The organism is Pseudomonas sp., assembly GCF_051660785.1.
Classification (GTDB): domain Bacteria; phylum Pseudomonadota; class Gammaproteobacteria; order Pseudomonadales; family Pseudomonadaceae; genus Aquipseudomonas.
The window spans coordinates 73,936-95,872 of sequence record NZ_JBOFQE010000006.1 but is presented as its reverse complement, the minus strand read 5'-3'; the positions used below and the strand labels follow the sequence as shown (position 1 = coordinate 95,872).

The 21,937-nt window shown below is 54.9% G+C and carries 21 protein-coding genes; 14 read left to right on the top strand and 7 right to left on the bottom strand.

Going from position 1 to position 21,937, the window contains the following annotated elements:
- Positions 1 to 81: 81 nt before the first annotated feature.
- Positions 82 to 957, bottom strand: coding sequence for a helix-turn-helix transcriptional regulator (locus ACRC4F_RS01800; RefSeq protein ID WP_438657820.1), 876 nt, complete (start codon positions 955 to 957; stop codon positions 82 to 84).
- Positions 958 to 1,076: 119 nt separating this feature from the next.
- Here ACRC4F_RS01800 and ACRC4F_RS01795 point away from each other — a divergent pair, with 119 nt between their 5' ends.
- The 7 genes from ACRC4F_RS01795 (at position 1,077) to ACRC4F_RS01765 (ending at position 6,059) form a co-directional block, all read left to right on the top strand.
- On the top strand, positions 1,077 to 1,331 hold the full coding sequence (locus ACRC4F_RS01795) for a hypothetical protein (protein WP_438657819.1): 255 nt from the start codon (positions 1,077 to 1,079) through the stop codon (positions 1,329 to 1,331).
- 85 nt (positions 1,332 to 1,416) lie between these two features.
- The gene (locus ACRC4F_RS01790) at positions 1,417 to 1,560 is read left to right on the top strand and encodes a hypothetical protein (protein ID WP_438657818.1); all 144 of its coding nucleotides are present in this window, start codon (positions 1,417 to 1,419) and stop codon (positions 1,558 to 1,560) included.
- 159 nt (positions 1,561 to 1,719) lie between these two features.
- The gene (locus tag ACRC4F_RS01785) at positions 1,720 to 2,388 is read left to right on the top strand and encodes a hypothetical protein (protein WP_438657817.1); all 669 of its coding nucleotides are present in this window, start codon (positions 1,720 to 1,722) and stop codon (positions 2,386 to 2,388) included.
- A gap of 27 nt (positions 2,389 to 2,415) precedes the next feature.
- Positions 2,416 to 3,993 (top strand): hypothetical protein, encoded by a 1,578-nt coding sequence (locus ACRC4F_RS01780; RefSeq protein WP_438657816.1) that lies wholly within the window; start codon positions 2,416 to 2,418, stop codon positions 3,991 to 3,993.
- 51 nt (positions 3,994 to 4,044) lie between these two features.
- Entirely contained in the window at positions 4,045 to 4,617 is a 573-nt protein-coding gene (locus ACRC4F_RS01775) for a hypothetical protein (protein WP_438657815.1), read from the top strand.
- Between the two features lie 10 nt (positions 4,618 to 4,627).
- Positions 4,628 to 5,656, top strand: coding sequence for a hypothetical protein (locus tag ACRC4F_RS01770; RefSeq protein WP_438657814.1), 1,029 nt, complete (start codon positions 4,628 to 4,630; stop codon positions 5,654 to 5,656).
- An 85-nt stretch (positions 5,657 to 5,741) separates the two neighbouring features.
- Complete coding sequence (locus ACRC4F_RS01765; RefSeq protein ID WP_438657813.1) at positions 5,742 to 6,059, top strand: YkgJ family cysteine cluster protein; 318 nt, start codon at positions 5,742 to 5,744, stop codon at positions 6,057 to 6,059.
- 363 nt (positions 6,060 to 6,422) lie between these two features.
- On the opposite strand, the gene ACRC4F_RS01760 is transcribed toward ACRC4F_RS01765, so the two are convergent.
- On the bottom strand, positions 6,423 to 8,282 hold the full coding sequence (locus tag ACRC4F_RS01760; protein WP_438657812.1) for a DUF262 domain-containing protein: 1,860 nt from the start codon (positions 8,280 to 8,282) through the stop codon (positions 6,423 to 6,425).
- 478 nt (positions 8,283 to 8,760) lie between these two features.
- Positions 8,761 to 9,225 carry a hypothetical protein gene (locus tag ACRC4F_RS01755; RefSeq protein WP_438657811.1) on the bottom strand — a complete coding sequence of 155 codons (465 nt, stop codon included), beginning with the start codon at positions 9,223 to 9,225 and terminating at the stop codon, positions 8,761 to 8,763.
- An 11-nt stretch (positions 9,226 to 9,236) separates the two neighbouring features.
- Here ACRC4F_RS01755 and ACRC4F_RS01750 point away from each other — a divergent pair, with 11 nt between their 5' ends.
- Entirely contained in the window at positions 9,237 to 9,566 is a 330-nt protein-coding gene (locus ACRC4F_RS01750; protein ID WP_438657810.1) for a hypothetical protein, read from the top strand.
- 725 nt (positions 9,567 to 10,291) lie between these two features.
- Positions 10,292 to 11,689, top strand: coding sequence for a hypothetical protein (locus ACRC4F_RS01745; protein ID WP_438657809.1), 1,398 nt, complete (start codon positions 10,292 to 10,294; stop codon positions 11,687 to 11,689).
- 1 nt (position 11,690) lies between these two features.
- On the opposite strand, the gene ACRC4F_RS01740 is transcribed toward ACRC4F_RS01745, so the two are convergent.
- Positions 11,691 to 12,551 carry a DNA adenine methylase gene (locus ACRC4F_RS01740; protein WP_438657808.1) on the bottom strand — a complete coding sequence of 287 codons (861 nt, stop codon included), beginning with the start codon at positions 12,549 to 12,551 and terminating at the stop codon, positions 11,691 to 11,693.
- A gap of 624 nt (positions 12,552 to 13,175) precedes the next feature.
- On the opposite strand from ACRC4F_RS01740, the gene ACRC4F_RS01735 reads away from it, so the two are divergent.
- From ACRC4F_RS01735 to ACRC4F_RS01715, 5 genes are all read left to right on the top strand, one after another.
- A complete protein-coding gene (locus ACRC4F_RS01735) occupies positions 13,176 to 13,487 on the top strand; it encodes a DUF3077 domain-containing protein (protein WP_438657807.1) in 312 nt (103 codons plus the stop codon).
- A 716-nt stretch (positions 13,488 to 14,203) separates the two neighbouring features.
- A complete protein-coding gene (locus ACRC4F_RS01730) occupies positions 14,204 to 14,680 on the top strand; it encodes a formate dehydrogenase subunit gamma (protein ID WP_438657806.1) in 477 nt (158 codons plus the stop codon).
- A complete protein-coding gene (locus ACRC4F_RS01725; protein WP_438657805.1) occupies positions 14,677 to 16,239 on the top strand; it encodes a formate dehydrogenase beta subunit in 1,563 nt (520 codons plus the stop codon). The genes ACRC4F_RS01730 and ACRC4F_RS01725 overlap by 4 nt, the downstream gene beginning before the upstream one ends.
- Positions 16,236 to 19,118 carry a formate dehydrogenase subunit alpha gene (fdhF, locus tag ACRC4F_RS01720; protein ID WP_438657804.1) on the top strand — a complete coding sequence of 961 codons (2,883 nt, stop codon included), beginning with the start codon at positions 16,236 to 16,238 and terminating at the stop codon, positions 19,116 to 19,118. Before ACRC4F_RS01725 ends, fdhF begins: the two co-directional genes overlap by 4 nt.
- Positions 19,115 to 19,336 (top strand): formate dehydrogenase subunit delta, encoded by a 222-nt coding sequence (locus ACRC4F_RS01715; protein ID WP_438657803.1) that lies wholly within the window; start codon positions 19,115 to 19,117, stop codon positions 19,334 to 19,336. The genes fdhF and ACRC4F_RS01715 overlap by 4 nt, the downstream gene beginning before the upstream one ends.
- An 80-nt stretch (positions 19,337 to 19,416) precedes the next feature.
- On the opposite strand, the gene ACRC4F_RS01710 is transcribed toward ACRC4F_RS01715, so the two are convergent.
- The 3 genes from ACRC4F_RS01710 to ACRC4F_RS01700 are packed head-to-tail and all read right to left on the bottom strand — an operon-like array spanning position 19,417 to position 21,860.
- A complete protein-coding gene (locus tag ACRC4F_RS01710) occupies positions 19,417 to 19,785 on the bottom strand; it encodes a PH domain-containing protein (protein ID WP_083375797.1) in 369 nt (122 codons plus the stop codon).
- Positions 19,786 to 19,812: 27 nt separating this feature from the next.
- Entirely contained in the window at positions 19,813 to 21,153 is a 1,341-nt protein-coding gene (locus ACRC4F_RS01705; RefSeq protein ID WP_438657802.1) for a HAMP domain-containing sensor histidine kinase, read from the bottom strand.
- The gene (locus ACRC4F_RS01700) at positions 21,150 to 21,860 is read right to left on the bottom strand and encodes a response regulator (protein WP_438657801.1); all 711 of its coding nucleotides are present in this window, start codon (positions 21,858 to 21,860) and stop codon (positions 21,150 to 21,152) included. The genes ACRC4F_RS01705 and ACRC4F_RS01700 overlap by 4 nt, the downstream gene beginning before the upstream one ends.
- Positions 21,861 to 21,937: the final 77 nt, after the last annotated feature.

Below are 21,937 nucleotides of genomic sequence, written 5' to 3'. Positions count from 1 at the left end.
CAGTCGATTCTCACAAGGAGACATAGAATGGTTTTTACTCCGTTGGCGAATGGGAGCGCTATGCTGATTGTTCAGGCCCAATCAGTCGTAAAGCCAAGGCTTAAGCTCCTTTAAATTGCCCACCACAATCTGCTGAGCTTCGGGCTTGGGATTCAGGTTTTTCGGATCAATCTGGAAGCGGTGCAAGACGTACTTCACCAACGCCTGACGACTGGGAATTTCCAGCTTCCCCTCGATCATCCCGAAGTCTGTCTGGATTATGTCTTTTTGCGCAGGGCTCAGCCGTTCGTCGGGCTTGATGATCACCGTGACCTTATTGTTCCAATTGTCATCACCTGCGATGCCGTTGTCCGTCTTTTCGTCGCGCAGGTCTGGCACTCCGCGCAGACGACTCAATACAAAATCTCGGTAACTGCGGTTCTTCTCGCAATAGGCCCGAACGTGCCATCTCATTCCTGTGTAGACCAGCGTGTGCGGGGCGATCGTGCGCCCCTCCGGATCTGGAGCGTTGAGCGATACATAGTCGATGTCCAGCCTCAAATGTTCGCGGCACGCTTTGAGTAACGGACGAAGGATCTCTGGCCTGATTGAGCGGTCGGGAACTTGCAACACTTTAGTGTGCGCATACGCCAGCGCCAGCCCCTCAACATGGAGCATTCGGGAGTGGGTCTGGTTCAGCAGGTGTAGATAAGCACTAGCACTGTCTTCGATGAAGAGCGGCTTGAACTGCTTGCTCGGTATATAGCCCTTGATCTGCTTGTCATATGTAAGATTTTTAGGCGCATGTTCATTGATGTACGTGTTGATGTCCTTCGATGCCTGCTGACGACTGATGCCAAAGCTTTGGATCAGGTGCCCCGTGGTCAGCCGGCCCTCCCACCATGCAACGGTCTCGATCAGACGATAGCGAAGGGCAAGATCCCATCGAACCTGTCTAAGGTCTTGCTCGCGTTTCATGGCAACTCCATATGCGTGATTTGTTTACCTGTATAAGCCTACATTCTATACGTGTCGTAAAACACTACATATTCTTGAGCCGTCTTCGAGACCAATCGAATCACGAAAAGGATGTGCGTATGACAACGTCGGATGTTGTTTCGACAGGGGCTTTGCTGGTGATGGTTGTAGTCGCCTTGGTGCTGCTGATTCAGTACCTAAAGCTACAGGATATTTGGCAGATCATCGTCGACTGCAAGACTGCCACCCGCTGGGCAAAAATTTGGGAAATGGAAAACAAAGAATTGCGCTCGGCCCTTCGCGCGGAAAAAGAGCATGTCGATCAGCTGCAAAGAAAGTTGAAGCTGTTGCAAGCATTGATCCCGACCAATTGAAGATCGAACAAACACCGTGATGGAGCACACAACGCTGAATGCTGCATGGTGGGAATTGCCCAATAACCTCCGTAGAAGAATCCACATGAAGGACTTGGTTTGCTTTGCTATCGGCCTTGTGATCGGAGTTGCGTTGATGACGAAAAGCCAAGCAGTCAACGAGCTTAAAAAAGAATTGGAACGCGAAAAAATTCGCAATAGTCCTTCGAGCAGGACTGAGCAGATCTGAGACTGAGGCCATCTGCTACTAGCGAGCAGAGCTCGTGTGATGTTAAAAAGCTATTAAAGGAATGTTCGTCAGACGTAAGACGCCAGCGAACCATCAAGGTTGATTCGAGCACAGTCCCTTATGTCAAATCTCAAAAATAGGCTGTTCAGGCATTTGTCCGTGCTCCGCCTCACCCCGCGCGCACCAAAAGAAATTTCCACTAGCGAACTGCTGCGCAGACTCAATGCCGAAAATTTCGACAGCGACCGCCGAACCTTTCAGCACAAACCCAATAGTCGCGAAGTTTTGGAACACAACGTCTTGGCGCAGTGGCCAAAGCACGCTTGTACCGTTTCCAACGGCAAAGCGCTGCAACATGCCGATCTAGATGCGGCTGCTTGGACACAGCAGGTCACCGCCACGCTGCACGCGCAGCAATTGGGGATCGTGCATCTCAGCCGTAAAAAGGGCGAGCACAAAGTCCTTCGCATCCAACAGGCTGCCTACATCGAGACGCAAACTCGCGAAGACTCAAACTTCGAGATTGATCAAACAATACACAGCGGTTCCCATCGCTGCGATCCGGTTTATTGCGACAAGCTGAATGCCAATGTGTCCTCGCAGACCTCCTGGCGGTTGGATGAGCCCGAACAACGCTTGGCGACGTCGCACGGCAACGCCTTTGCGCAAGGTTGCTGGACGGCCAGTCAACTCTCTGATGAGTGTTCGGCCAGAGGAAAAACGTTCGCCTGTATGAGCCAAATGTTGGTCGGATGTCATCAAAGGCAAGCCGAACAAAATGGAATCGCTATGTGCGCAATCCAAGTCAAACCAGCACCTCACCTATAACAATACGCATACCTGCCAGAGGATTTCATGAAATTCGACGATACCTTAACGCCAGCTTCCGTTACCGGCGAGCTGGCCAGCGCCCAAGACACTAGCAAAGCGGAAATTGCTCGGGATATCGTCAACGCCGCAACAGCGCTTTCGGCCAGTGAAACCGTGAGCCGTTTTGGCAGCGCGAATGCCGAATACATCAAAGGTTATACCGGCGTCGATAATGAACACGGCAAGGTATTGAGCAAGGGACTGAAAAGCATCAGTAGAGAAAAAACGAGTGCAAAACATCGAGCAGGCTGGGCCGGCGAAGTTGCGGGCACCAGTCGGGACAACGCTGAAGCCATCATCAGCAAGTCCTCCGAGCGTACCATCCGAAGCGACGACTTGAAGCATTACGGCATCGACTCCGACTCGAAATACCGTGAGGCAGTGGATCGCGTCCGCGTGAACGATAAGGGAGAGATCATTTACGAGGCTCAGACCAAATTAGAGGCCAGCGGAAACAAGGTGGCCAACCAAGTCAGCCATGAGGATCACAAGTACAGTAAGTACTTTGGCAAAAAACTGGAATTGCCCAGCGAACAGGTCGCAGATGCCAAGACATACTGCCGCAATCGTTCGGAAAATCTTAGAAGGCGCGCCCAGTTGCTGGACCAAGAAGGCAAATCTGAAATCGCGGAAAAATTCCGCGAACGTGCCGACCGATTCGACAAGCTCGCCGATGAAGACATTGTTGACCTTGGCATTACTACCGGCCAAGCCATCGACTACGCCGAGAAACCGCTGCGCGAGACGCTTAAAGACATTGCCCGCACCAGTCACCGAGCCGGTGTCGAAGGTGCCAAATACGGCGCGCTTATCGGTGGTGCTATTTCGTTACTGAGCAATGCATTCAATTTGGCGCAGGAAAAAAAGCAGCTGGTTGAAGCAGCGCAAGATCTTGCTCTCGATACCGCCAAGGCTGCGGCACTAGGCTATAGCACCGCCTTCGCAGGCGCTGCGCTCAAGGGCGGAATGCAGCAATCGGGCAACCAGACCATGCGCACACTTGCCGGGACCAACGCTCCAGCGTTGGCAATCAATATTTGCCTGTCGCTCAGCAGCTCGATCAAACGCTACGCCACCGGCGAGATCACCGAGGCGCAGTTGTTGACTGAAGTAGGTGAAAAAGGTGCCGGTATGCTGTCCAGCAGCATGATGGCGGCCCTCGGACAAATTGCAATTCCAATACCCTTCGTAGGTGCTGCAATCGGCGGCATGATCGGCTACACGCTCTCTTCGCTGTTCTATCAATGCGCACTGGAAGCTGCCCGCGGGGTTGAGCTTTCTCGTCAGCAACTGGCGCACATCCGTGCCCTGGAAGCCGCAGCCCGCGACCGCCTTGCCGAAGAACAAGCACAACTGGATGAGTTCACGAGCCGCGAGATTCCTCAGTTGCGCCACGAAACAAAACAGCTGTTCTCCATGGTCAATACCGCTGGCAACGGCAACATTAATGCCTTTGCCAACGCTATTAATCAGTACGCCACCCTACTGGGAAAACAATTGCAATTTCAGTCAATGGATGAATTCGACAATTTCATGAGTTCCGACAGCCCGCTGAAGCTGTAATTCCTTTCGCTTGATTTGACGCTTTCCACTGGAAAAAGGATGACACCCCGAATGCTTATCAAACTTCTGTCCGATTCGGACAAGCTACACCTCGTTGAACTGGCGAAGCTACTGGCCTTGGCCGACAAACCGCTTCTGTGGGATGGCAAGACCAGTGATGAATTCACTTCCGATACAGATCTCAGCGCGCTATCCATTCAGGAAAGTGAGCACGAGCGCGAACTCATTGCCGAACTCGAGCAGTCTTCTGGTGTGCGCAAGACATTTGGTGGTATTTCGATTGCTTCATCTAACGAAGTCGAATTACGACTGATCGAAGTGCTCAAAAACTTTCCAGTTTCCAAAGCGGAAAAGCCTGAAACCCGTGTACTGGCCGCTACGACTGTTCTGAAAGAGCTGCTCAAAGGGAAAAAGTTCGAGCTGCCCTCCACCCCCAAAGTCATCTTGTTCGAATTGCTGCTGGTTGCGCTACGTGACGGCCATATCTCCAGCATCGAATGGGCCCTGCTTAAAGAGTTTCAACTTCACCATCAATTGGAAGACTTCATCTTCGATGATCTCCTGGAACGCGCAGAAACGCTGAATCAGGAAGTCAGCAAAACCATTTCGATCATTCTCGAGTAAGGATACGACCATGCCCATTCCATTGATTCTTGGTGCAGTAGCAGCCGCTGCCGGTTTGTATGGCGCGACGAAGGGCGTCGGCGGTGTGAAGGACCACAGCAACGCTAAAGACATCAATACTGATGCTCGCACCATGGTGAATTCCGCCAACCAGAAGATCGAAGCACAACGTCAGACCACTAACGCCACACTAGAAGATTACGGCCAGCGCAAACTGCGCGCATTCAACGGTGTGGTGGCCGAATTCATTGAAACTTTCGAACGCCTGAAAAATATCGAACTCAGTCAAAGTCCAGAACTGGACAAACTGAACGCGGGTGATTTTTCCGGTAAAACTCTAGTAGGTCTGCGTCAAGACTACCAAACGCTCAAAGATGCGGGCCTTGGCTTGGGTGCAGGCATGGGCGGTGGCGCGGCACTGGCCTTTGGCGCCTATAACGGCACCATGCTACTTGCCACAGCGAGCACGGGCACGGCTATTTCTTCTCTCGGAGGTGTAGCCGCTACCAACGCCACCCTGGCTTGGTTGGGTGGCGGCTCATTGGCCGCCGGTGGTTATGGCATGGCTGGAGGTATGATGGTACTGGGTGGCATCGTCGCCGGCCCAGCGTTGGCTATTTTCGGCCACGTTCTAGGTAACAAGGGCGAAGAAGCCCTGAATAATGCTCGCAGCAACTTAGAGCAGGCTCGCACCATCCACGATCAAGCTGAGTTGATGGCCGGCAAGCTGCTTGCGATCGGCCAAGTGACCACCCTAGCGAACACCACTTTCTCCAAAATCAGTTCGCAACTGCGCCGAAGCGTGAGCGAGTTAAAGAAAGTCATCGAGAATAACGGTGTGGACTATCGAACCTTCTCGGATGAAAGCAAGGAAGTCGTTTTCAGATCGGTCAAATTTGCTCAATTGCTCAAAGCAATGATAGACACTGCGATTCTGGATCAGGACGGCAATCTCGTCCTGGCGACAGAGAAACGCATCAAGGATGTCGCAGCAGTCGCAAACGGACAAAAAGCAAGCCTAGACACACAGCCAGTCTAAATAAAGGTGCCCACGCATACGCGTGGGCACCTCCCTTCAAACGCTCCGTCATTAACGGCGCTGCTTCCACGCCGTGAGGCTCTGAATGCCCGGTCAAATCACTTCAACCTTCCCTTGCACTCAGTGCGGCTTGTGCTGCCAGCATGTTCACCTTGCTGCAGAAACAAAGTTTTTGGATCGAGGCGACGGCACTTGCAGGTATTACGACAAAGTCGACAAGGGCTGTACCATTTACGCCGAACGTCCGGATATTTGCCGTGTTGATCGACAATACACAATGCGGTACGCCCAGCGATACACATGGGATGAATACCTCACCCTGAATCTTCAGGTCTGCATGTATTTACAGTCGCAAGAGAAGCTGTCAGATATTCAAAAAATAACTGTGAAAACCATCTGTTGATAGCATCACTCACGTGAGCAGCCATCCCGGTGTAGAGTCCAAAAATTACAATCTCCCCTGAAAATGCGAGACTATTTTCCTATTCTGTAAAACAACCTTGAAGATTCCGAGATCCGCTACACGTTGGGTGGTGGTAATACAATTGAAATCGGACACCCAACGTTGCTGATTGGAAGCATTTGTTTACGACCATAGCCGTGAGCAGGTCTCTCTGCTTCCCAGTTGCTCTCTAGGGCTCGTGTTTCGTTCGGCCATTTACGCCGACCTTCAAGCCAAGTGAGACAGTATTTGTTCGATTTTTCCTCACCCGTATATACATGATCCAAGCCGTTTGATTCACCTAGGGGGCGAGAGCATCATGCATCAGTTACTTTCAGAGACCATCTCAGTACCATCCTCGTCGGCATCCTCGATGGCCTCCACAGTAGGTATGTCTTGGAAGGCGGCTGCCCCCCAGCGTGTATTTATCCAGTCCACAAGCACTCTACGCCGCTGGTCACACTCCTCGGCGCGCCAGTCTTCGTTTAGGGCCAGTTTTCTTTCCTGACGAATATCCGAATTGCTGTAGCTGTTCCCCTTACCGGCGCTGCCTTTCTTACGCAGGAAATCGAAATTCAGGTAGTTCGAATTATTGTGGGTAAGGACGAGGTTACCTATGTCATGGAGGTACAATTCCATCTCGTCCCGACTCCATAGAGCTGTCCAGTAGGAGTCTTCTGCTGGGGTTTGCGGAAGAATGTGCTCAATGGTTGAGTCCCTAAGATCTTCCCACGCCAGCTTGGCGGAATTGCCTTTACCTTCAACCTCCAGCAGGTAAAGCTCATACTCATACAGTGTGTATTTCAATAGAGTCCGGTAACCATACCAATTCTCAGGCGTTGCGTTCCCAGTGAAAAAGGAGCTGTCTGAAGAGTAGTGACGGGCCAAACCGTAAATTGACGCGATCACATCAGTGATTTCCTGGGTTCCATGGAAAACTTCATAGCCCCAATGATTGAATCTCGACTTACCAGCATTGCTGCGGCGGCCATCATAGAGAAAAACCCTATAGGCATAATGTTCAAGAGCCTTCAACAGCTTGATATAGTCCTCTTCTTTCAAGCGTCCATCTTCCCTGCGCTTGCGAGCGGCGACCATCAGCGGCAGGAAATTAGCGATATTGCCGGTGTGATGGATCTTGGTGATCCACTGCAATTCGCCCCCCGTAATGTTTCCGGCTGTCGGGCTGGTGATGCAGGCGTAATGTCGAGAGACTTCCGCCAAGCCCTCGGCGAAAGTACAGATAAACTGTCGGGTGCTATCCAGAGAGCGCTGGCTGAAATCCCTCAGGGGAATGTACTGGCTATCTTTGAATCCTTTGTAACCAATCCAGTTCTTCGGCGTGTGGGTACAGTAAAGGATCCAGGCGATACGCAGGCATTGATCTTCGTTGCCTGAGCAGTTGCCCATATTGGTATAGGTGGTTTTCCAGCTTCGATTAAGTATGCGTGTCAACGCCTCGCTCGTTCCACCCACATGCCCGTTTCGCGATGCCCAGTGCATAAGGTAGTTTTTCAACAATTCCAGAACCGAAAGATCCTTGCCACGAGAGTTCATTAATTCGAAGGTCATGCCGATCTCGCATTCCTCCTCGATCGTATAGAACGTGAAATGCAGCTTTCCTGTCAGCGCTATGTACAGTTCTTTCAGATAAGCAACAGCCTCGTCTGAGCGCTTTTCGAGTTGCGTCTTCAAATGCCGTTTGAAGTAACCGTGGGCCTGGACGAGCCTTTTGCCGTGCGGGGTCAGCACTTCGGTGTTGGGGCGCCCCGTTTTCAGCAGGTCGTAGAAGATGTGCTGAGAGTCATTGTTAAGCTCGAGCTTGCATCTACCATCGGCATGCAGGAAGTCTGGGATCTCACGTTCATAGTCGAGTTGACCCCGTTCAATCAACTCGCGAAGGATGAGGGATAAGTACAAACAAGAGGTGGTCAGCCGTTGCTGGCCATCAACCACATCCACTACTTTCAAGCGGCGAGTGCCATAGTTGACCACCTCGGAGTTACGCCCGGCATAGACCACCACCGTTCCAGTGTAATGGCCGTGCACCTGTTCATCGACAAGAGCATCAATATCCTGGACGAAATCATTCCATTGCTTCTCTATCCACGCATAGCCACGCTGGTAGTCGGGAATCCTGTAGAGGGATTCTGAAAAAAGCGTGGTCAGTGTTTTTTTATGCATGTTTGCGTGTCCCTACTCACCCAATAAAAATAATCGCCATACTTCAGTCGAGTATTGCGAAATTCATTTTTAGATCTACAACCAAAGGCACTGACGACGGTTTTGAAAGCTACCCTCAGCCTTTACGTACTTGCGTGCGACAACCTACACAAGTCTTGTTCGAAATTATGGTGCATTTCGGCACGAGTCATCGCCTCCGCATCCTTGGCCTGCACCGCATCACCGCTCTGTTGCATGCAGGCATCACCCACGTAGGGTCGTCTGCCCTGGATTGTTGAAAGTTAGCTAGGTTTGCTCGGACTCAGGTACGTGGACTTGTTGTTGGTCATGCATGCTGAGGCCACCTTGCTCGTAGTGTTGGCCGGGTGGAGCTCGGCTCCGGCGTAGTGGATAGCCCTAGTTCTCTACATCAATCATGCGGGGCATATTCCCTGGGGCATAGTTTAGGCGAAAAGCAGCAGGCGATTTCAATTTGATCTCACGCTATCGACATTGAATGCAGGTTGTTGCGGTTGATTTGCTCTGGTAACTGACGCGCACCGGGCTGCTCAAAATAACTGTGTGACCATGGATAGCATGCCGGCTTTGACAACGCCGCGGCAGGCTGACCAAGCTCGTTTAGGCGTAAAACTAGGCGCTGATCGATCGCTGTTGCGTGAACGAACAGAAAAAACACACAGCCGTTAGAAAGCACCAGCAGTGATTGTGAGTAGAAATGTGAGTAGACATTAGCGACACCAACCATTCCACAGCATAATATGGCGCCTGCAGACCAAAGTTCGAGTCTCCCTCGGGGCACCAAAATTAAGAAAGGTCTTGCTTTGGCAAGGCCTTTTTTTTCGTCTGCGATAAAGTGGCTGACACCCCGCCGACCTGTAGGAGCCGGCTTGCTGGCGATGCTTTTGACCTTCTCGCTTGTTTCGGCGGGTACGACAATTCTCAAGGATTCATCCCATGGAACTGCTGCTGGAAACTGTTGCTCTGTTCTGCCTCAAGCTGGCTTATGAGACCGAGGGGTCGAGTCCGATTCTGCGGGATGATCCGATCATGAGTGATTATGAGCGGGAGGTGTTTGGGTTGCTGGTGCGTCGGGGGGATGTCGAGGGTATTCAGTTTAGAGTGGCGCACTGCGTAGGTGTGGCGCTGGACGCTATCGGCGGGGCTGAAACGCCACTGGGGCGGGAGCTGCGACGGTTGTCAGCTGATTTCAGCAGTGCTCGGACGATGGACCAGTTTGATGCCCCTCTCGTCGCGCTCAAGGATTACCTGAAAGAAATTCAATGAATGAAAAAATGAAGGCTGGGGACCTATAAAACGGGAACGCTCGTTAGCCGGACCGACGTTAGTGGCCACGTTTTCGAACCTGCCTGCTTTGCCACGCGCCCCCCATTTTTACGGTCTATCAGCGTTAGCCAAGTACGGCTCCAATTAATAGCGATCCCAAAACAGATAAATCCGCCCCTCGGAATGCACAAATTTTTTTGAGAGTCAGGCCCGTTCTCGATTGGCTGCTCAAAGGCGTGGGCGATGCGTAGTAAGACGGTAACTGACATTTCCGATGATATTGGGACGGACAAGCCAGCGCAGGCGCAAAGGGCGGGATGCTGTCGCTTTTGCATGGGCTGACCAGAGTCGAGCAATACATTCAACGCGCAGCATAATGTCGGTCCACCCTCCAATCGCTATTAGGGCGCTGGAGGCTGTTGTTGCTAATATCAAAAGGCTGGCATGATCTACTATCATTGGGAACGTAAAGGAATACCCATATCATGTCAGTAACTGACGTTCACTTCCCTCCTCATCGATCGGCCACCGGATCGCTTAAGAGCGCGAGCAGACCGGCCTCTCTCAGGCTGCGCCAGCTCGAAAGCTCAGATTCGGCCAGCAAAGAAGAAAGCCATCTAAGCCGTAAGCTTGCGCCCGCTCAGCATGCGGCTGGTGACGTATCTAGCTTATTGCGGAATTGATATCAAGCATATGCGTATTGCCAATCAAGGGCGGGGAAAAGAATGAGTTCCAGAAAAACCATTTCCATTAATAGCATTTTGCTCGACTCCGAAAATGCAAGACATGGAGAAAAGCAATCTCAGAGCGACATATACAAATGGATGACCTCTGGGCCTGTTGCCCAAAAGGTTATTAAGCTAGCGACAGATATTGCTGATAAAGGATTGAGTCCTTTTGATGGCATGGGAGTGATGCCATCAAAAGAAACAGACAAAGAGCCTTGGATTGTTGTTGAAGGCAACAGGCGCGTTGCAGCGCTTAAATTTTTGAACAATCCAAAGCTCTGTCCTGATTTGAAGCTGCGCAAGCAATATGAGCAGTTAAAAAAGAAAGCTGCCACAAAAATCCCCCTACGCGTTGAATTTGCGGTATTTCAGGATTTTTCAGATGCCGCGTATTGGATTCAGTTGCGACACGGCGGAGAACACGGCGGCGTCGGCATCTCTTCATGGGGTCCGAAAGAGTATGATAGTTTCCTCGCAAGACTGGGAACTAGAAGTACAAACCGCCCGGCAGTCAACCTCCTTTCATACGCACTATCGAAGGGACTCATTACCCTAGCTCAATATGATCAAATATCCGCCACTACTTTGTATCGGATGTTAAGTACACCTGCTGTTCGTAAGGAGCTAGGTTGTCACGTTTCTAAGGGTGAAGTATTCCGCATTTCTGACGAGCAGTATTTTGATCGCGCGGTGGCTACGATGTTGATAGCAATGGCCAGCGGTGAAGCATCAGTAACTAAGCTTAAGAGCCGGACGCAGCGTGAAGACTTTGCAAAGCAAATGAAGACTGCTGGTGGTTGGGAGGATTACGACGAGCAATCACCTCAATCAATATCATCTGATTCCAGCAATACAGGCAGTCCTCAAGCTGATGATGAATCTTCCGATAAGTTTGAAGCAGGTGATGATAAAACGAAAACGGGTAGTCCTGCGAAGCCTCGTTCGGGCGCACGAGACAGATTGTTCGCAGTGAAAGGACATGGACTTGATGTGCCTGTCAGCCAAACCAAAGTCCAGGACATTCTACGTGAACTGGCAACGCTAAAGCACTCGGGCGCTAAGGGAACGCCTATATCCGTATCGTTTCTCTTGCGGGCTCTGCTGGAGTTAAGCTCAGATAACTATCTGGAAAATAATCCAGGTGCTATTCGGAGGGTAGAGCCAAATACGCCTTTGAGGGAAAAAGTAAAATATTCGGCCAGGCACATGCATGCAAACGGAAAGTTAAGCCAAGATAGTTTGGATGTGGTGTCGCGACACTGTGCGGAAGAAGGAGGAATGTTAACTATTAGCACTCTTCAAAAATACCTTCATTCAACAGCACACTTTCCAAACGGAGAGACTCTAAACTCAATGTGGAGCGAACTAAAGCATTATATTATCGAATGCTGGTGACTTATCGCCTCAGCGTTGGATCGGTGTGTAGTTCTATGTTCCCATAGAACATAGCCTCGGTTGTCTTGGGTCTTAGCATGTGGGTGGAGTAGTGAAGTGAAAACTCGACCCCTTGCGCCTGCTGATACAATGAATTTATTTCGCTGCAGTTGTCATATGTAACCAACCAAGGTGTATTGATGTTCATCACTGTATTGGCTATTTGCTGATGATCATTCGGCTGATAGTGGTTGCGATAGAGCTGGCTACCCTTCTCATAATACGGAGGATCAAGATAGATCAATGATTTTCGCCCAACCTCAAGTTCTGGATGGGTCAACAGTTCCATGGCATCAATATTGAAAAGCTGGATGCGATCTCGAAGATTGGCGATTTTAACCACGCGCTCAATTAATTTTTCTTTTTTGAATCGAGCGTCTATCAGGTACTTACCCGTTTGATTAATACCCCCAATCACCCCACCTTTTATCATTCCTGAGCGATTTGTCCGATTAAGGAAAAATGTGGCAAAGCCTAGAACTGTTCGATCTACCGTACTGGCATTGTCAATAATCGCTCGCTGAGCGTACCAAGTGTCCATAGTGATCGGCGTTTCCCGGATCATTTCGACAAATCGCTCAGCGTCATTAAGGACAGCCCACCAAAAAGCGTGAATCACCGGATCAAGGTCATTGATGGCTATGCGTTCAACATGATCATTTGTGAGCAGGTACATGGCGGCACCTGCTCCGCCTGCATAGGGTTCGACGTAGAGCCCGCCATCTAGACAGTTGTGCTTGAGGAGCTGAGCAAGCCAGGCCCCCAAGCGGCCTTTGCCGCCAGGGTAGCGCAGGGGAGTAACGAAGGAGGGGGCGGTAGACATTTCAGTTCCAGTAACACGAATGGCGCGTAGCCTATCTGAAAGCGAACGTAGATGGCCATCTATAATTCCTGATCGGCGCAGTAACATTCTTTCTTCCGCATCTGACAGAGCAGGTTTCCCAAAAAACAACTTTAGTATCAATAAAATGCATGACCTTTAAAACACGTGATATCGGTAACGAACAAGGCGGGGACAGAACACATTTTCGTCTCGGGTGGTTTGGGATCGAGGGCCTCAGAGGTTGCAGGAAAAGAGCCTGCACGATAACCTCCCACCGTCGCTGCCAATTCAGCGACCGGGTGTGGAAACCCGTGTAATTCAAGGCGCAACAGCGCCCCAATCACGTCTGCCGGCGCTTTTTTTATGCCTGCGGCGTGAGTTATGGCGGCTGTGCGTGGGACGTCTTCGGGCGTGCCGGTTTCCTTGATTCCCGGTTTTCCACCCCGCGCACAGCTGTCACCCATTCGTGTGGAAACGGATATGGCAGCTCCATATATCAAGGAGTCTGATAATGCGCAGCATCAATCCGTACAAAATTTGGCTTTTCCCTCAACGCGACTCTCAGTTGCGTAACGCTCCAGTGTCCATCCTCTCCCGCCGCCTCTCCGTCATCGGAGGTGGCAAATGACCGATCAATCAGAGCTGAAAACCATTGGCCTGACACCCGCCATCTACTGCGCGGATCAACCACTCTTCCACGTCACTCGCGGCGTTCCCCTCGGCGACGCCTTATCCATGGCTTCTGACTTTCTGTTTCTCGCCAAGAAGCTGAATGAAGATGCTGCGTATGCCACAGACACCGACCGCCACGCCTGGGCTGCGCATTATTTGACGGCGATGGGTAAGGCGGTGGTTGATGATGTGGCGAAGGTGTTGAATCGGGATCGGGATAATGAGCTGGCGTCCAAGCGAGCGGGGGCGAAGACTGAAGCTTAGTGTTTGATGCTTGTGGGGTGTGGGTGGCTTGTGATGGTGGTAGTTGATTCAGCATTTTTGTTGGTTTGGCTGGCGCTATCGCGGGCAAGCCCGCTCCCACAGGGATTGCAGTGAGCTGACAGGCATTATTTCGCCCGACTAGGTGGCTGGGTTGTCATTGCGGTGCATCTTCCGCATTGATGGTGGCTGGGCTGGCGCTATCGCCAGCAGGCTGGCTCCCACAGGGTTTTGTGGGGTGGCTGGGATTTGGGATTTGCCTCGAGGTTTTCGGGGCTTTTTATTGTTTGGCTCAGGGTGGATGGCTTTTGGTTTACAGCGGGATAGATGAACGCATCTGCTCCCTGAATTGCCCACGGATCTGATGCTGTTTCTTCCCCGTAATGCTTGCTATACATCCCCTATCGACAAGCCCTACGGGCATTAGGCCGGTGAGTAAACGCCCCGCGCGGCTCTCATCTAGACTTAATGGATAGTCGTAGGCAGAACCGAACACGTCGCTTTGGTGCAGTTCAATCAAAAGCGCCGTGGCAAGCTGCCCTTTATGCCCAGTAGAGGTGCGGCGAAGACCGTGCCGGGCACAACAAGATGCCCGCTCAGGGTGCCCTGGCCACCGGCCTGAAATTGCCACGATACCGTGACGTGGTGTGAGTGCCGCAGCCGACACTTTCGGACGACCGACGACCATATGGTTTGTCCGTGACCGTGAGGATTGCTGAATGCCTGATGAGAGTTTGCACTTGCCTGTGGTCAACACCCTGCTGGAGCGCCACAAGGGCTCTGCGGGTGCACTGTTGCCCATTCTTCATGATATTCAGGAACGCATCGGTTACATCCCCGATGCGGCCGTCGCCGAGATTGCCCACGCCCTCAATCAGAGTCAGGCGGAGATCCGCGGGGTCATCAGTTTTTACCATGACTTCCGTACCGCGCCGCCGGCCAAGCATATCCTGCGGCTGTGCCGGGCTGAGTCCTGCAAAAGCCGTGGCGCTGAAGAGCTTGCTGTGCAGTTGCGTGATCGTCTGCAACTGGACGATCACGGCAGTAGCGCCGACGGGAGCATCAGTTTGCGTCCGGTGTATTGCCTCGGCGCCTGTGCTTGCTCGCCCGCTCTGGAGCTGGATGGTCGGGTGCATGCGCGGCTCAGCGCTGAACGGCTGGATGCGTTGCTCGACGCTTGTCGGGAGGACGCATGATGCCGACTCTTTATCTGCCCACTGATTCGCTGGCCCGCGCAGTGGGTGCCGATGAGGTATCCACGGCGCTGATCACTCAGGCCAAGGAACGCAATTTGCCGCTGGAGTTGCAGCGCACCAGCTCGCGCGGCCTGTATTGGCTGGAACCGCTGTTGGAAGTGGACAGCCCGCAAGGCCGGATCGGCTTCGGTCCGCTGACCGCAGACGATGTGCCGTCCGTGCTCGAAGCCCTGCAAGGCGACCCGTCTGCACATCCACTGGCCTTGGGCCTGGTGGAAGAACTGCCTTATCTGAAGACTCAACAACGCTTGCTGTTCGCCCGCGCCGGTATTACCCGGCCGCTGTCGCTGGACGATTACCGGGCCCATGGCGGTTTCGAGGGTTTGACGAGGGCCGTGACCGTTGGCGGTGAGCAAACCGCGACGGAAGTGTTCGATTCAGGCCTGCGTGGCCGTGGCGGCGCGGCGTTTCCGGCGGGGATCAAATGGCGCACGGTGCGCGCTACCCAAGCGGTGCAGAAATACATTGTGTGCAACGCCGACGAAGGCGACTCCGGCACCTTTGCCGATCGCATGTTGATGGAAGGCGACCCCTTCCTGCTGATCGAAGGCATGGCCATTGCCGGCATCACCGTCGGTGCCACTTACGGCTACATCTATGTGCGCTCGGAATATCCAGACGCCGTGGCCACACTGCGCCAGGCGCTGAACCTGGCGCGGGCCGCCGGTTACCTCGGCGCGAATGTCGGCGGCAGCGGGCAGGCTTTCGATATGGAAGTGCGGGTCGGTGCAGGCGCTTACATCTGCGGTGAGGAAACCGCGCTGTTGGATTCGCTCGAAGGCAAGCGCGGAATCGTCCGCGCCAAGCCGCCGATCCCTGCTCTACAAGGGCTGTTCGGCCTGCCGACGCTGGTGCACAACGTGCTGACCCTGGCCTCGGTGCCGTTGATTCTGGCCAAGGGTGCGCAGTTCTATCGTGATTACGGCATGGGCCGTTCCCTGGGCACCATGCCCTTCCAGTTGGCGGGCAATATTCGTCACGGCGGTTTGGTGGAACGGGCCTTCGGCCTGACCCTGCGGGAATTGGTGGAAGACTACGGCGGCGGGACCGCCAGTGGCCGGCCGCTGAAGGCTGCGCAAGTCGGCGGCCCACTCGGCACATGGGTACCCCCATCGCAATTCGATACACCGCTGGATTACGAGGCCTTCGCCGGCATCGGCGCGATGATCGGTCACGGCGGTGTGGTCGTGGCTGACGACACCTTGGACATGGCCCAAATGGCCCGTTTCGCCATGCAGTTCTGCGCCGAGGAATCCTGTGGCAAATGCACGCCTTGCCGCATCGGCTCGACCCGGGGCGTGGAGGTCATAGACCGGATGCTGGCCGCGCCGGACCAGAGCGATCGCGATGCGCAAGCGATCATCCTCAAGGACCTGTGCGACACGATGCAATACGGTTCGCTGTGCGCCTTGGGCGGCATGGCCCCCTTCCCGGTCACCAGCGCCCTCAAGTACTTCCCCGCCGACTTCGGTCTGCAAGCCTCGGAGGCCGAGCAATGATTACTCTCTTCGACCCGAAAACCGATATCGATCTGGGCACCCCGGCCCGCGACAGCGACGTGCAAGTCACGCTGAGCATCGATGGCCGCAGCATCAGCGTGCCCGAAGGCACCTCGGTGATGCGCGCCGCCGCGCTGATGGGCACCACCATTCCCAAACTCTGTGCCACCGACAGCCTGGAAGCCTTCGGCTCCTGCCGTATGTGCCTGGTGGAAATCGACGGCATGCGCGGCTATCCGGCGTCGTGCACCACGCCAGTCACTGAAGGCATGACCGTGCACACGCAGACGCCGAAACTCGCCACGCTGCGGCGCAACGTCATGGAATTGTACATCTCCGATCACCCGCTGGACTGCCTGACCTGCTCAGCCAACGGCAATTGCGAGTTGCAAACCGTGGCCGGTCAGGTTGGCCTGCGCGAAGTGCGTTATGGCTATGAAGGCGAGAACCATCTGGAGGATGTAAAGGACACGTCCAACCCCTACTTCGATTACGACCCAAGCAAGTGCATCGTCTGCAACCGCTGCGTGCGTGCCTGCGAAGAAACCCAAGGCACGTTTGCCCTGACCATTACTGGACGCGGATTCGAATCCCGGGTTGAGGCTGCTGGGGGCGAGAATTTCCTCGACTCGGAATGCGTGTCCTGCGGCGCTTGTGTGCAAGCCTGCCCGACCGCGACGCTGATGGAAAAAAGCGTGGTCGAGCTGGGTCAGCCGGAACGCAGCGTGATCACCACCTGTGCCTATTGCGGCGTGGGCTGCTCGTTCCGCGCCGAGATGAAAGGCGACCAACTGGTGCGCATGGTTCCGGACAAGAACGGTCAGGCCAACCACGGCCATTCCTGCGTCAAAGGGCGCTTTGCCTGGGGTTACGCGACCCACCCGGATCGCATCACCAAACCGATGATCCGTAAGCACATCAACGACCCGTGGCAGGAAGTTAGCTGGGATGAAGCGGTGACCTACGCCGCCAGCGAATTCCGTCGGCTGCAGCAGAAATACGGCCGCGACTCCATTGGTGGCATCACCTCCAGCCGCTGCACCAACGAAGAAACCTATCTCGTACAAAAACTGGTGCGCGCCGCGTTCGGCAACAACAACGTCGACACCTGTGCGCGGGTCTGCCACTCGCCGACCGGGTATGGTTTGAAACAAACCTTGGGCGAGTCCGCTGGCACCCAGAGTTTCGACTCGGTGATGCAGGCCGACGTGATCCTGGTGATGGGCGCCAACCCAAGCGACGCCCACCCGGTGTTCGCCTCGCAACTCAAACGCCGTTTGCGCGAAGGCGCGCGGCTGATCGTCATCGATCCACGACGCATTGATCTGGTGGACTCGGTGCATGCCCGCGCCGAATATCACTTGGCCCTGCGGCCAGGCACCAACGTCGCCATGCTTAACGCACTGGCCCACACGATCATCACCGAAGGCCTGCAAGACCAAGCCTTCATCGATGCCCGTTGCGAGGGCAGCGATTTCGCTCGCTGGAGCGAGTTCGTCAGCCGTGCGGAAAACTCGCCGGAAGTGCTTGGCGACATTTGCGGCGTAAACGCTGCCGACATCCGTGCCGCCGCCCGTCTGTACGCGGGCGCCGGCAATGCGGCGATCTACTACGGTCTGGGCATCACCGAGCACAGCCAGGGTAGTACCGCGGTCATGGGCATCGCCAACCTCGCCATGGCCACGGGCAACATCGGTCGCGAAGGCGTCGGCGTGAACCCGCTGCGCGGACAGAACAACGTCCAGGGTTCTTGCGACATGGGCTCCTTCCCCCACGAACTGCCCGGCTACCGGCACATCTCCAACGAGGTGGTACGGACGCAGTTCGAACAGGCTTGGAACGTCACCTTGCAACCCGACCCGGGCCTGCGCATTCCCAATATGTTTGAGTCGGCCTTGGCCGGCACCTTCAAGGGCTTGTATTGCCAGGGCGAAGACATCGCCCAGAGCGATCCGAATACCCAGCACGTCACCGCAGCCCTGTCGGCTATGGAATGCGTGGTGGTGCAGGACATTTTCCTCAACGAAACCGCCAGGTTCGCCCACGTGTTCCTGCCGGGCAGCTCGTTCCTGGAAAAGGACGGCACCTTCACCAACGCCGAGCGGCGCATCTCCCGGGTACGTAAAGTCATGGAGCCCCTGGGCGGCAAGGCTGACTGGGAAGGCACGGTGGCGTTGGCCAACGCCTTGGGCTACCCGATGAACTACAAACATCCATCGGAAATCATGGATGAAATCGCCAGCCTGACGCCGACTTTCACCAACGTCAGCTACGCCGCACTCGACAGTCACGGCAGCCTGCAATGGCCGTGCAACGCCGCCGCGCCGGATGGCACGCCGACCATGCACATCGAGGAATTCGTGCGCGGCAAGGGACGCTTCATGCTCACCGGTTACGTGCCCACCGAGGAAAAGGTCAACAGCCGTTATCCGCTGCTGTTGACCACCGGACGGATCCTCAGCCAGTACAACGTCGGCGCCCAGACACGACGTACCGAAAACGTCGCCTGGCACGACGAGGACCGTCTGGAAATCCACCCGACCGATGCCGAAAGCCGTGGCATCAACGAAGGTGACTGGGTCGGCATCGGCAGCCGCGCCGGCCAGACCGTACTGCGTGCGCGGGTCACCGAACGGGTCGCCCCGGGCGTGGTGTACACCACGTTCCACTTCCCTGAATCGGGGGCCAACGTCATCACCACCGACAACTCGGACTGGGCCACCAACTGTCCGGAATACAAGGTCACCGCCGTGGAAGTCAGCCGCGTTTACCACCCTTCCGAGTGGCAAAAACGCTACCAGGAATTCAGCGACGAACAGGACCGTTTGCTCAAGGATCGCCGTCAGGCCCGTGGCGCTAAAGCGGAGGTACGCCGATGAGTACTGACAATCTGATAAAGATGGCCAACCAGATCGCCCAGTACTTCGCCACTGAACCGGACCAGCAAGCGGCCGTGCTCGGTGTGCGGAATCATCTGAAGATGTACTGGACGCCGGGCATGCGCAAGGAATTGCTGGCCTGGCAGACGGAGCATCACGGGGCAGATTTGCACCCGCTGGCGCAGGCGGCGGTCAGTGGCGCGGGGTGGGAGGCTTAAGCTCACACAAACTTGAGACTAGCTAAAAACCCTGTGGGAGCGAGCAGGCTCGCTCCCACATGGGATGTGTGTGTTTGTGTTCAGAGTAAATGCTTGGAAATCAGTTTCGAGATTTCCACCATCGAAGTCTTGCCAGTGAACTCAAACTTCACCTTCCCCAACGACGAAAAATAAATCTCCAACTCGGAATCCAGGTCAAACGTCCCCGACGTTTCCACCGAGTACGCCACGATGTTTTTATACGGCAACGAGGTGAAGTCTTTCTTGCTGCCGGTAAGGCCCTGCACGTTGACCGCGATGATCCGCTTATTGGTAAACACCACCCCATCGCGCATGGATTTGTAGGAGTCGATCACCTGCTCTCCATCCAATAGCAGCGCGGTGACGCGTTCGGCGTATTCGTCGTTCTGCTTGAGTTTGAAGAAGCCTTTGTTGTTGAAATCAATCATTTGTCATTCCCTGTTTTCAATGAACCTCTAAACCGGATGCACCGGCAACACCACCAACGCTTCCAACCCGCCCTTCGACCGATTACGCAGCTTCAGTTCCCCGCCATGTTCCAACACTATCGCCCGCGCCGCCGATAATCCCAACCCCACACCGCCGGTGCTTTTGTTTCGCGATCCTTCCATGCGAAAGAATGGTGCAAACACTTGTTCAAGGCTGGCCTCCGCAATCCCCGGCCCGCGATCCAGTACTTTGATCCGCACTTCCCCGGCAGCAGGAATCAGTTCAATCGCCGATTCACTGCCGTATTTGATCGCGTTATCCAGCAGATTGGTCATCACCCGCTTAAGCCCCAACGGTCGCCCGAAATACACCAGCCGCAGCGGCCCGGTGAAGGCAATGTCGACACCCTGATCCCGATAGTCATCCAGCAACGTTTGCAGCAATTCCGCCAGATCAAACTGAGTCGCCGGTTCAAGCCGCGCGTCATCCCGGAAGAACTCCAGCGCCGAGTTGATCATCGCCTGCATTTCATCCACATCGCGAAACAGCCGCTGCTGTTGCTCGCTGTCTTCAATGAATTCCCCACGCAAGCGCATCCGCGTCAGCGGCGCGCGCAGGTCGTGGGAGATCGCGGCAAGCATTTGCGTGCGGTCGCGGATGAAGTGTTGGAGCTGGGCTTGCATGGCGTTAAAGGCGAGGATCGCCTGACGGATTTCCTGGGGGCCGAGGGGCTCGATGGGCGGGGCGCGGAAGTCCGTGCCAAAGCGCCGGGCACCTTCGGTGAAATGCTGCAAAGGAGTGGCGAGACGGCGGGTGGCAATCAGCGTGACGAGGGTGGTGGAAATCAGCACCAGCAGGATGACGATCAGGTAGCGCGGTGTATCGTCGAGGCCCCAGTTTCGCGAGGGTGCGGCGAACATCAGCCAGGAGGCGTCCGGCAGTTCGATAAGCAGCGCGTAATGCGCGTCCGCCGTGTTTTCCGTCCAGTCCGCCGGCTCATAGACCTGGATTCGAGCCGGGAATTTAAGCAACGGCTGCAGGACGGTCGAGCCGATTTCGGAATCCGGATCCTCTACCGACGGCAGATTGAGTTCAAGCCGATCAAGGTGCCAACTGACGGTGAAGCCGTCATCACTGACGGCTTGCGCGAGTTGGCTGCGCTGTGGTGCCGGGACCGCGTTGATGATGCGGGTGATGGCGGCCATCTTATCCAGCAGCCCGGTCTCTGTGAGCGGCGGGCGCGCCCACACGCCGGCCAATTGGATAAACAGCCCGTTGAGCGCCAGCGAAATGAGCATCGCCAGAATGATGGTCAAGGCGATCCAGCGCGCCACCGTGTCCCGGCGAATCCGCTTCAGCCAGCTCATCGCCGGGTCACGCTGGGGGTGAACAGGTAGCCGCCATTGCGCACGGTGCGAATCATCGCCGGGCGCTTGGTATCGGATTCGAGTTTGCGCCGCAGACGGCTGACTTGAACGTCGATGCTGCGATCGAACGCGTCATGGCAATGCCCGCGCGCCAAGTCCAGCAATTGCTCGCGGGTGAGGATGCGCTGGGGGTTTTCGACGAAGACCAGCAGCAAGTCGAACTCGCCGGCCGACAGCGGGATCATCACGTTGTCTGGCGAGCGCAGTTCACGGCGCGTGACGTCCAGATGCCAGTCGGCGAAGTCGATCAGCGGCCTTGGACGCTCCTGTAATACCGGACGGCGCTCGTCGACGCGGCGCAACACGGCGCGCACCCTGGCCAGCAGTTCGCGGGCGTCGAAGGGTTTGGTCAGGTAGTCATCGGCGCCCAGTTCGAGGCCGACGACCCGGTCACTGAGTTCGCCCATGGCGGTCAGCATGATCACCGGCATTGTGTAGCGAATCCGCAGTTGCTGACACAGAATCAATCCACTGTCCCCTGGCAACATCACGTCCAGAATGATCAGGTCCGGCGGCTGTCGCTCGATGGACGCCCACAGCGACGCGCCGTCGGTGGCGACCTCGACGCTGTAGCCGTGCTGCACGAAGAATTTTTTCAGCAGATCGAGGACTTCGAGGTCATCGTCCACAATTAAAAGGCTGTTCACCGAAGGTCACTTTAGGGGCCGAATAGAACCGCCATCTAAAACCATTCACGGCAGCGCGTCATATATTTCAATCCTGC

Coding starts and splice junctions, on each gene's coding strand:
- ACRC4F_RS01800 (WP_438657820.1), bottom strand. CDS start 957: ATGAAACGCGAGCAAGACCTTAGACAGGTTCGATGGGATCTTGCCCTT.
- ACRC4F_RS01795 (WP_438657819.1), top strand. CDS start 1,077: ATGACAACGTCGGATGTTGTTTCGACAGGGGCTTTGCTGGTGATGGTT.
- ACRC4F_RS01790 (WP_438657818.1), top strand. CDS start 1,417: ATGAAGGACTTGGTTTGCTTTGCTATCGGCCTTGTGATCGGAGTTGCG.
- ACRC4F_RS01780 (WP_438657816.1), top strand. CDS start 2,416: ATGAAATTCGACGATACCTTAACGCCAGCTTCCGTTACCGGCGAGCTG.
- ACRC4F_RS01775 (WP_438657815.1), top strand. CDS start 4,045: ATGCTTATCAAACTTCTGTCCGATTCGGACAAGCTACACCTCGTTGAA.
- ACRC4F_RS01770 (WP_438657814.1), top strand. CDS start 4,628: ATGCCCATTCCATTGATTCTTGGTGCAGTAGCAGCCGCTGCCGGTTTG.
- ACRC4F_RS01765 (WP_438657813.1), top strand. CDS start 5,742: ATGCCCGGTCAAATCACTTCAACCTTCCCTTGCACTCAGTGCGGCTTG.
- ACRC4F_RS01760 (WP_438657812.1), bottom strand. CDS start 8,282: ATGCATAAAAAAACACTGACCACGCTTTTTTCAGAATCCCTCTACAGG.
- ACRC4F_RS01750 (WP_438657810.1), top strand. CDS start 9,237: ATGGAACTGCTGCTGGAAACTGTTGCTCTGTTCTGCCTCAAGCTGGCT.
- ACRC4F_RS01745 (WP_438657809.1), top strand. CDS start 10,292: ATGAGTTCCAGAAAAACCATTTCCATTAATAGCATTTTGCTCGACTCC.
- ACRC4F_RS01740 (WP_438657808.1), bottom strand. CDS start 12,551: ATGTCTACCGCCCCCTCCTTCGTTACTCCCCTGCGCTACCCTGGCGGC.
- ACRC4F_RS01735 (WP_438657807.1), top strand. CDS start 13,176: ATGACCGATCAATCAGAGCTGAAAACCATTGGCCTGACACCCGCCATC.
- ACRC4F_RS01730 (WP_438657806.1), top strand. CDS start 14,204: ATGCCTGATGAGAGTTTGCACTTGCCTGTGGTCAACACCCTGCTGGAG.
- ACRC4F_RS01725 (WP_438657805.1), top strand. CDS start 14,677: ATGATGCCGACTCTTTATCTGCCCACTGATTCGCTGGCCCGCGCAGTG.
- fdhF (WP_438657804.1), top strand. CDS start 16,236: ATGATTACTCTCTTCGACCCGAAAACCGATATCGATCTGGGCACCCCG.
- ACRC4F_RS01715 (WP_438657803.1), top strand. CDS start 19,115: ATGAGTACTGACAATCTGATAAAGATGGCCAACCAGATCGCCCAGTAC.
- ACRC4F_RS01710 (WP_083375797.1), bottom strand. CDS start 19,785: ATGATTGATTTCAACAACAAAGGCTTCTTCAAACTCAAGCAGAACGAC.
- ACRC4F_RS01705 (WP_438657802.1), bottom strand. CDS start 21,153: ATGAGCTGGCTGAAGCGGATTCGCCGGGACACGGTGGCGCGCTGGATC.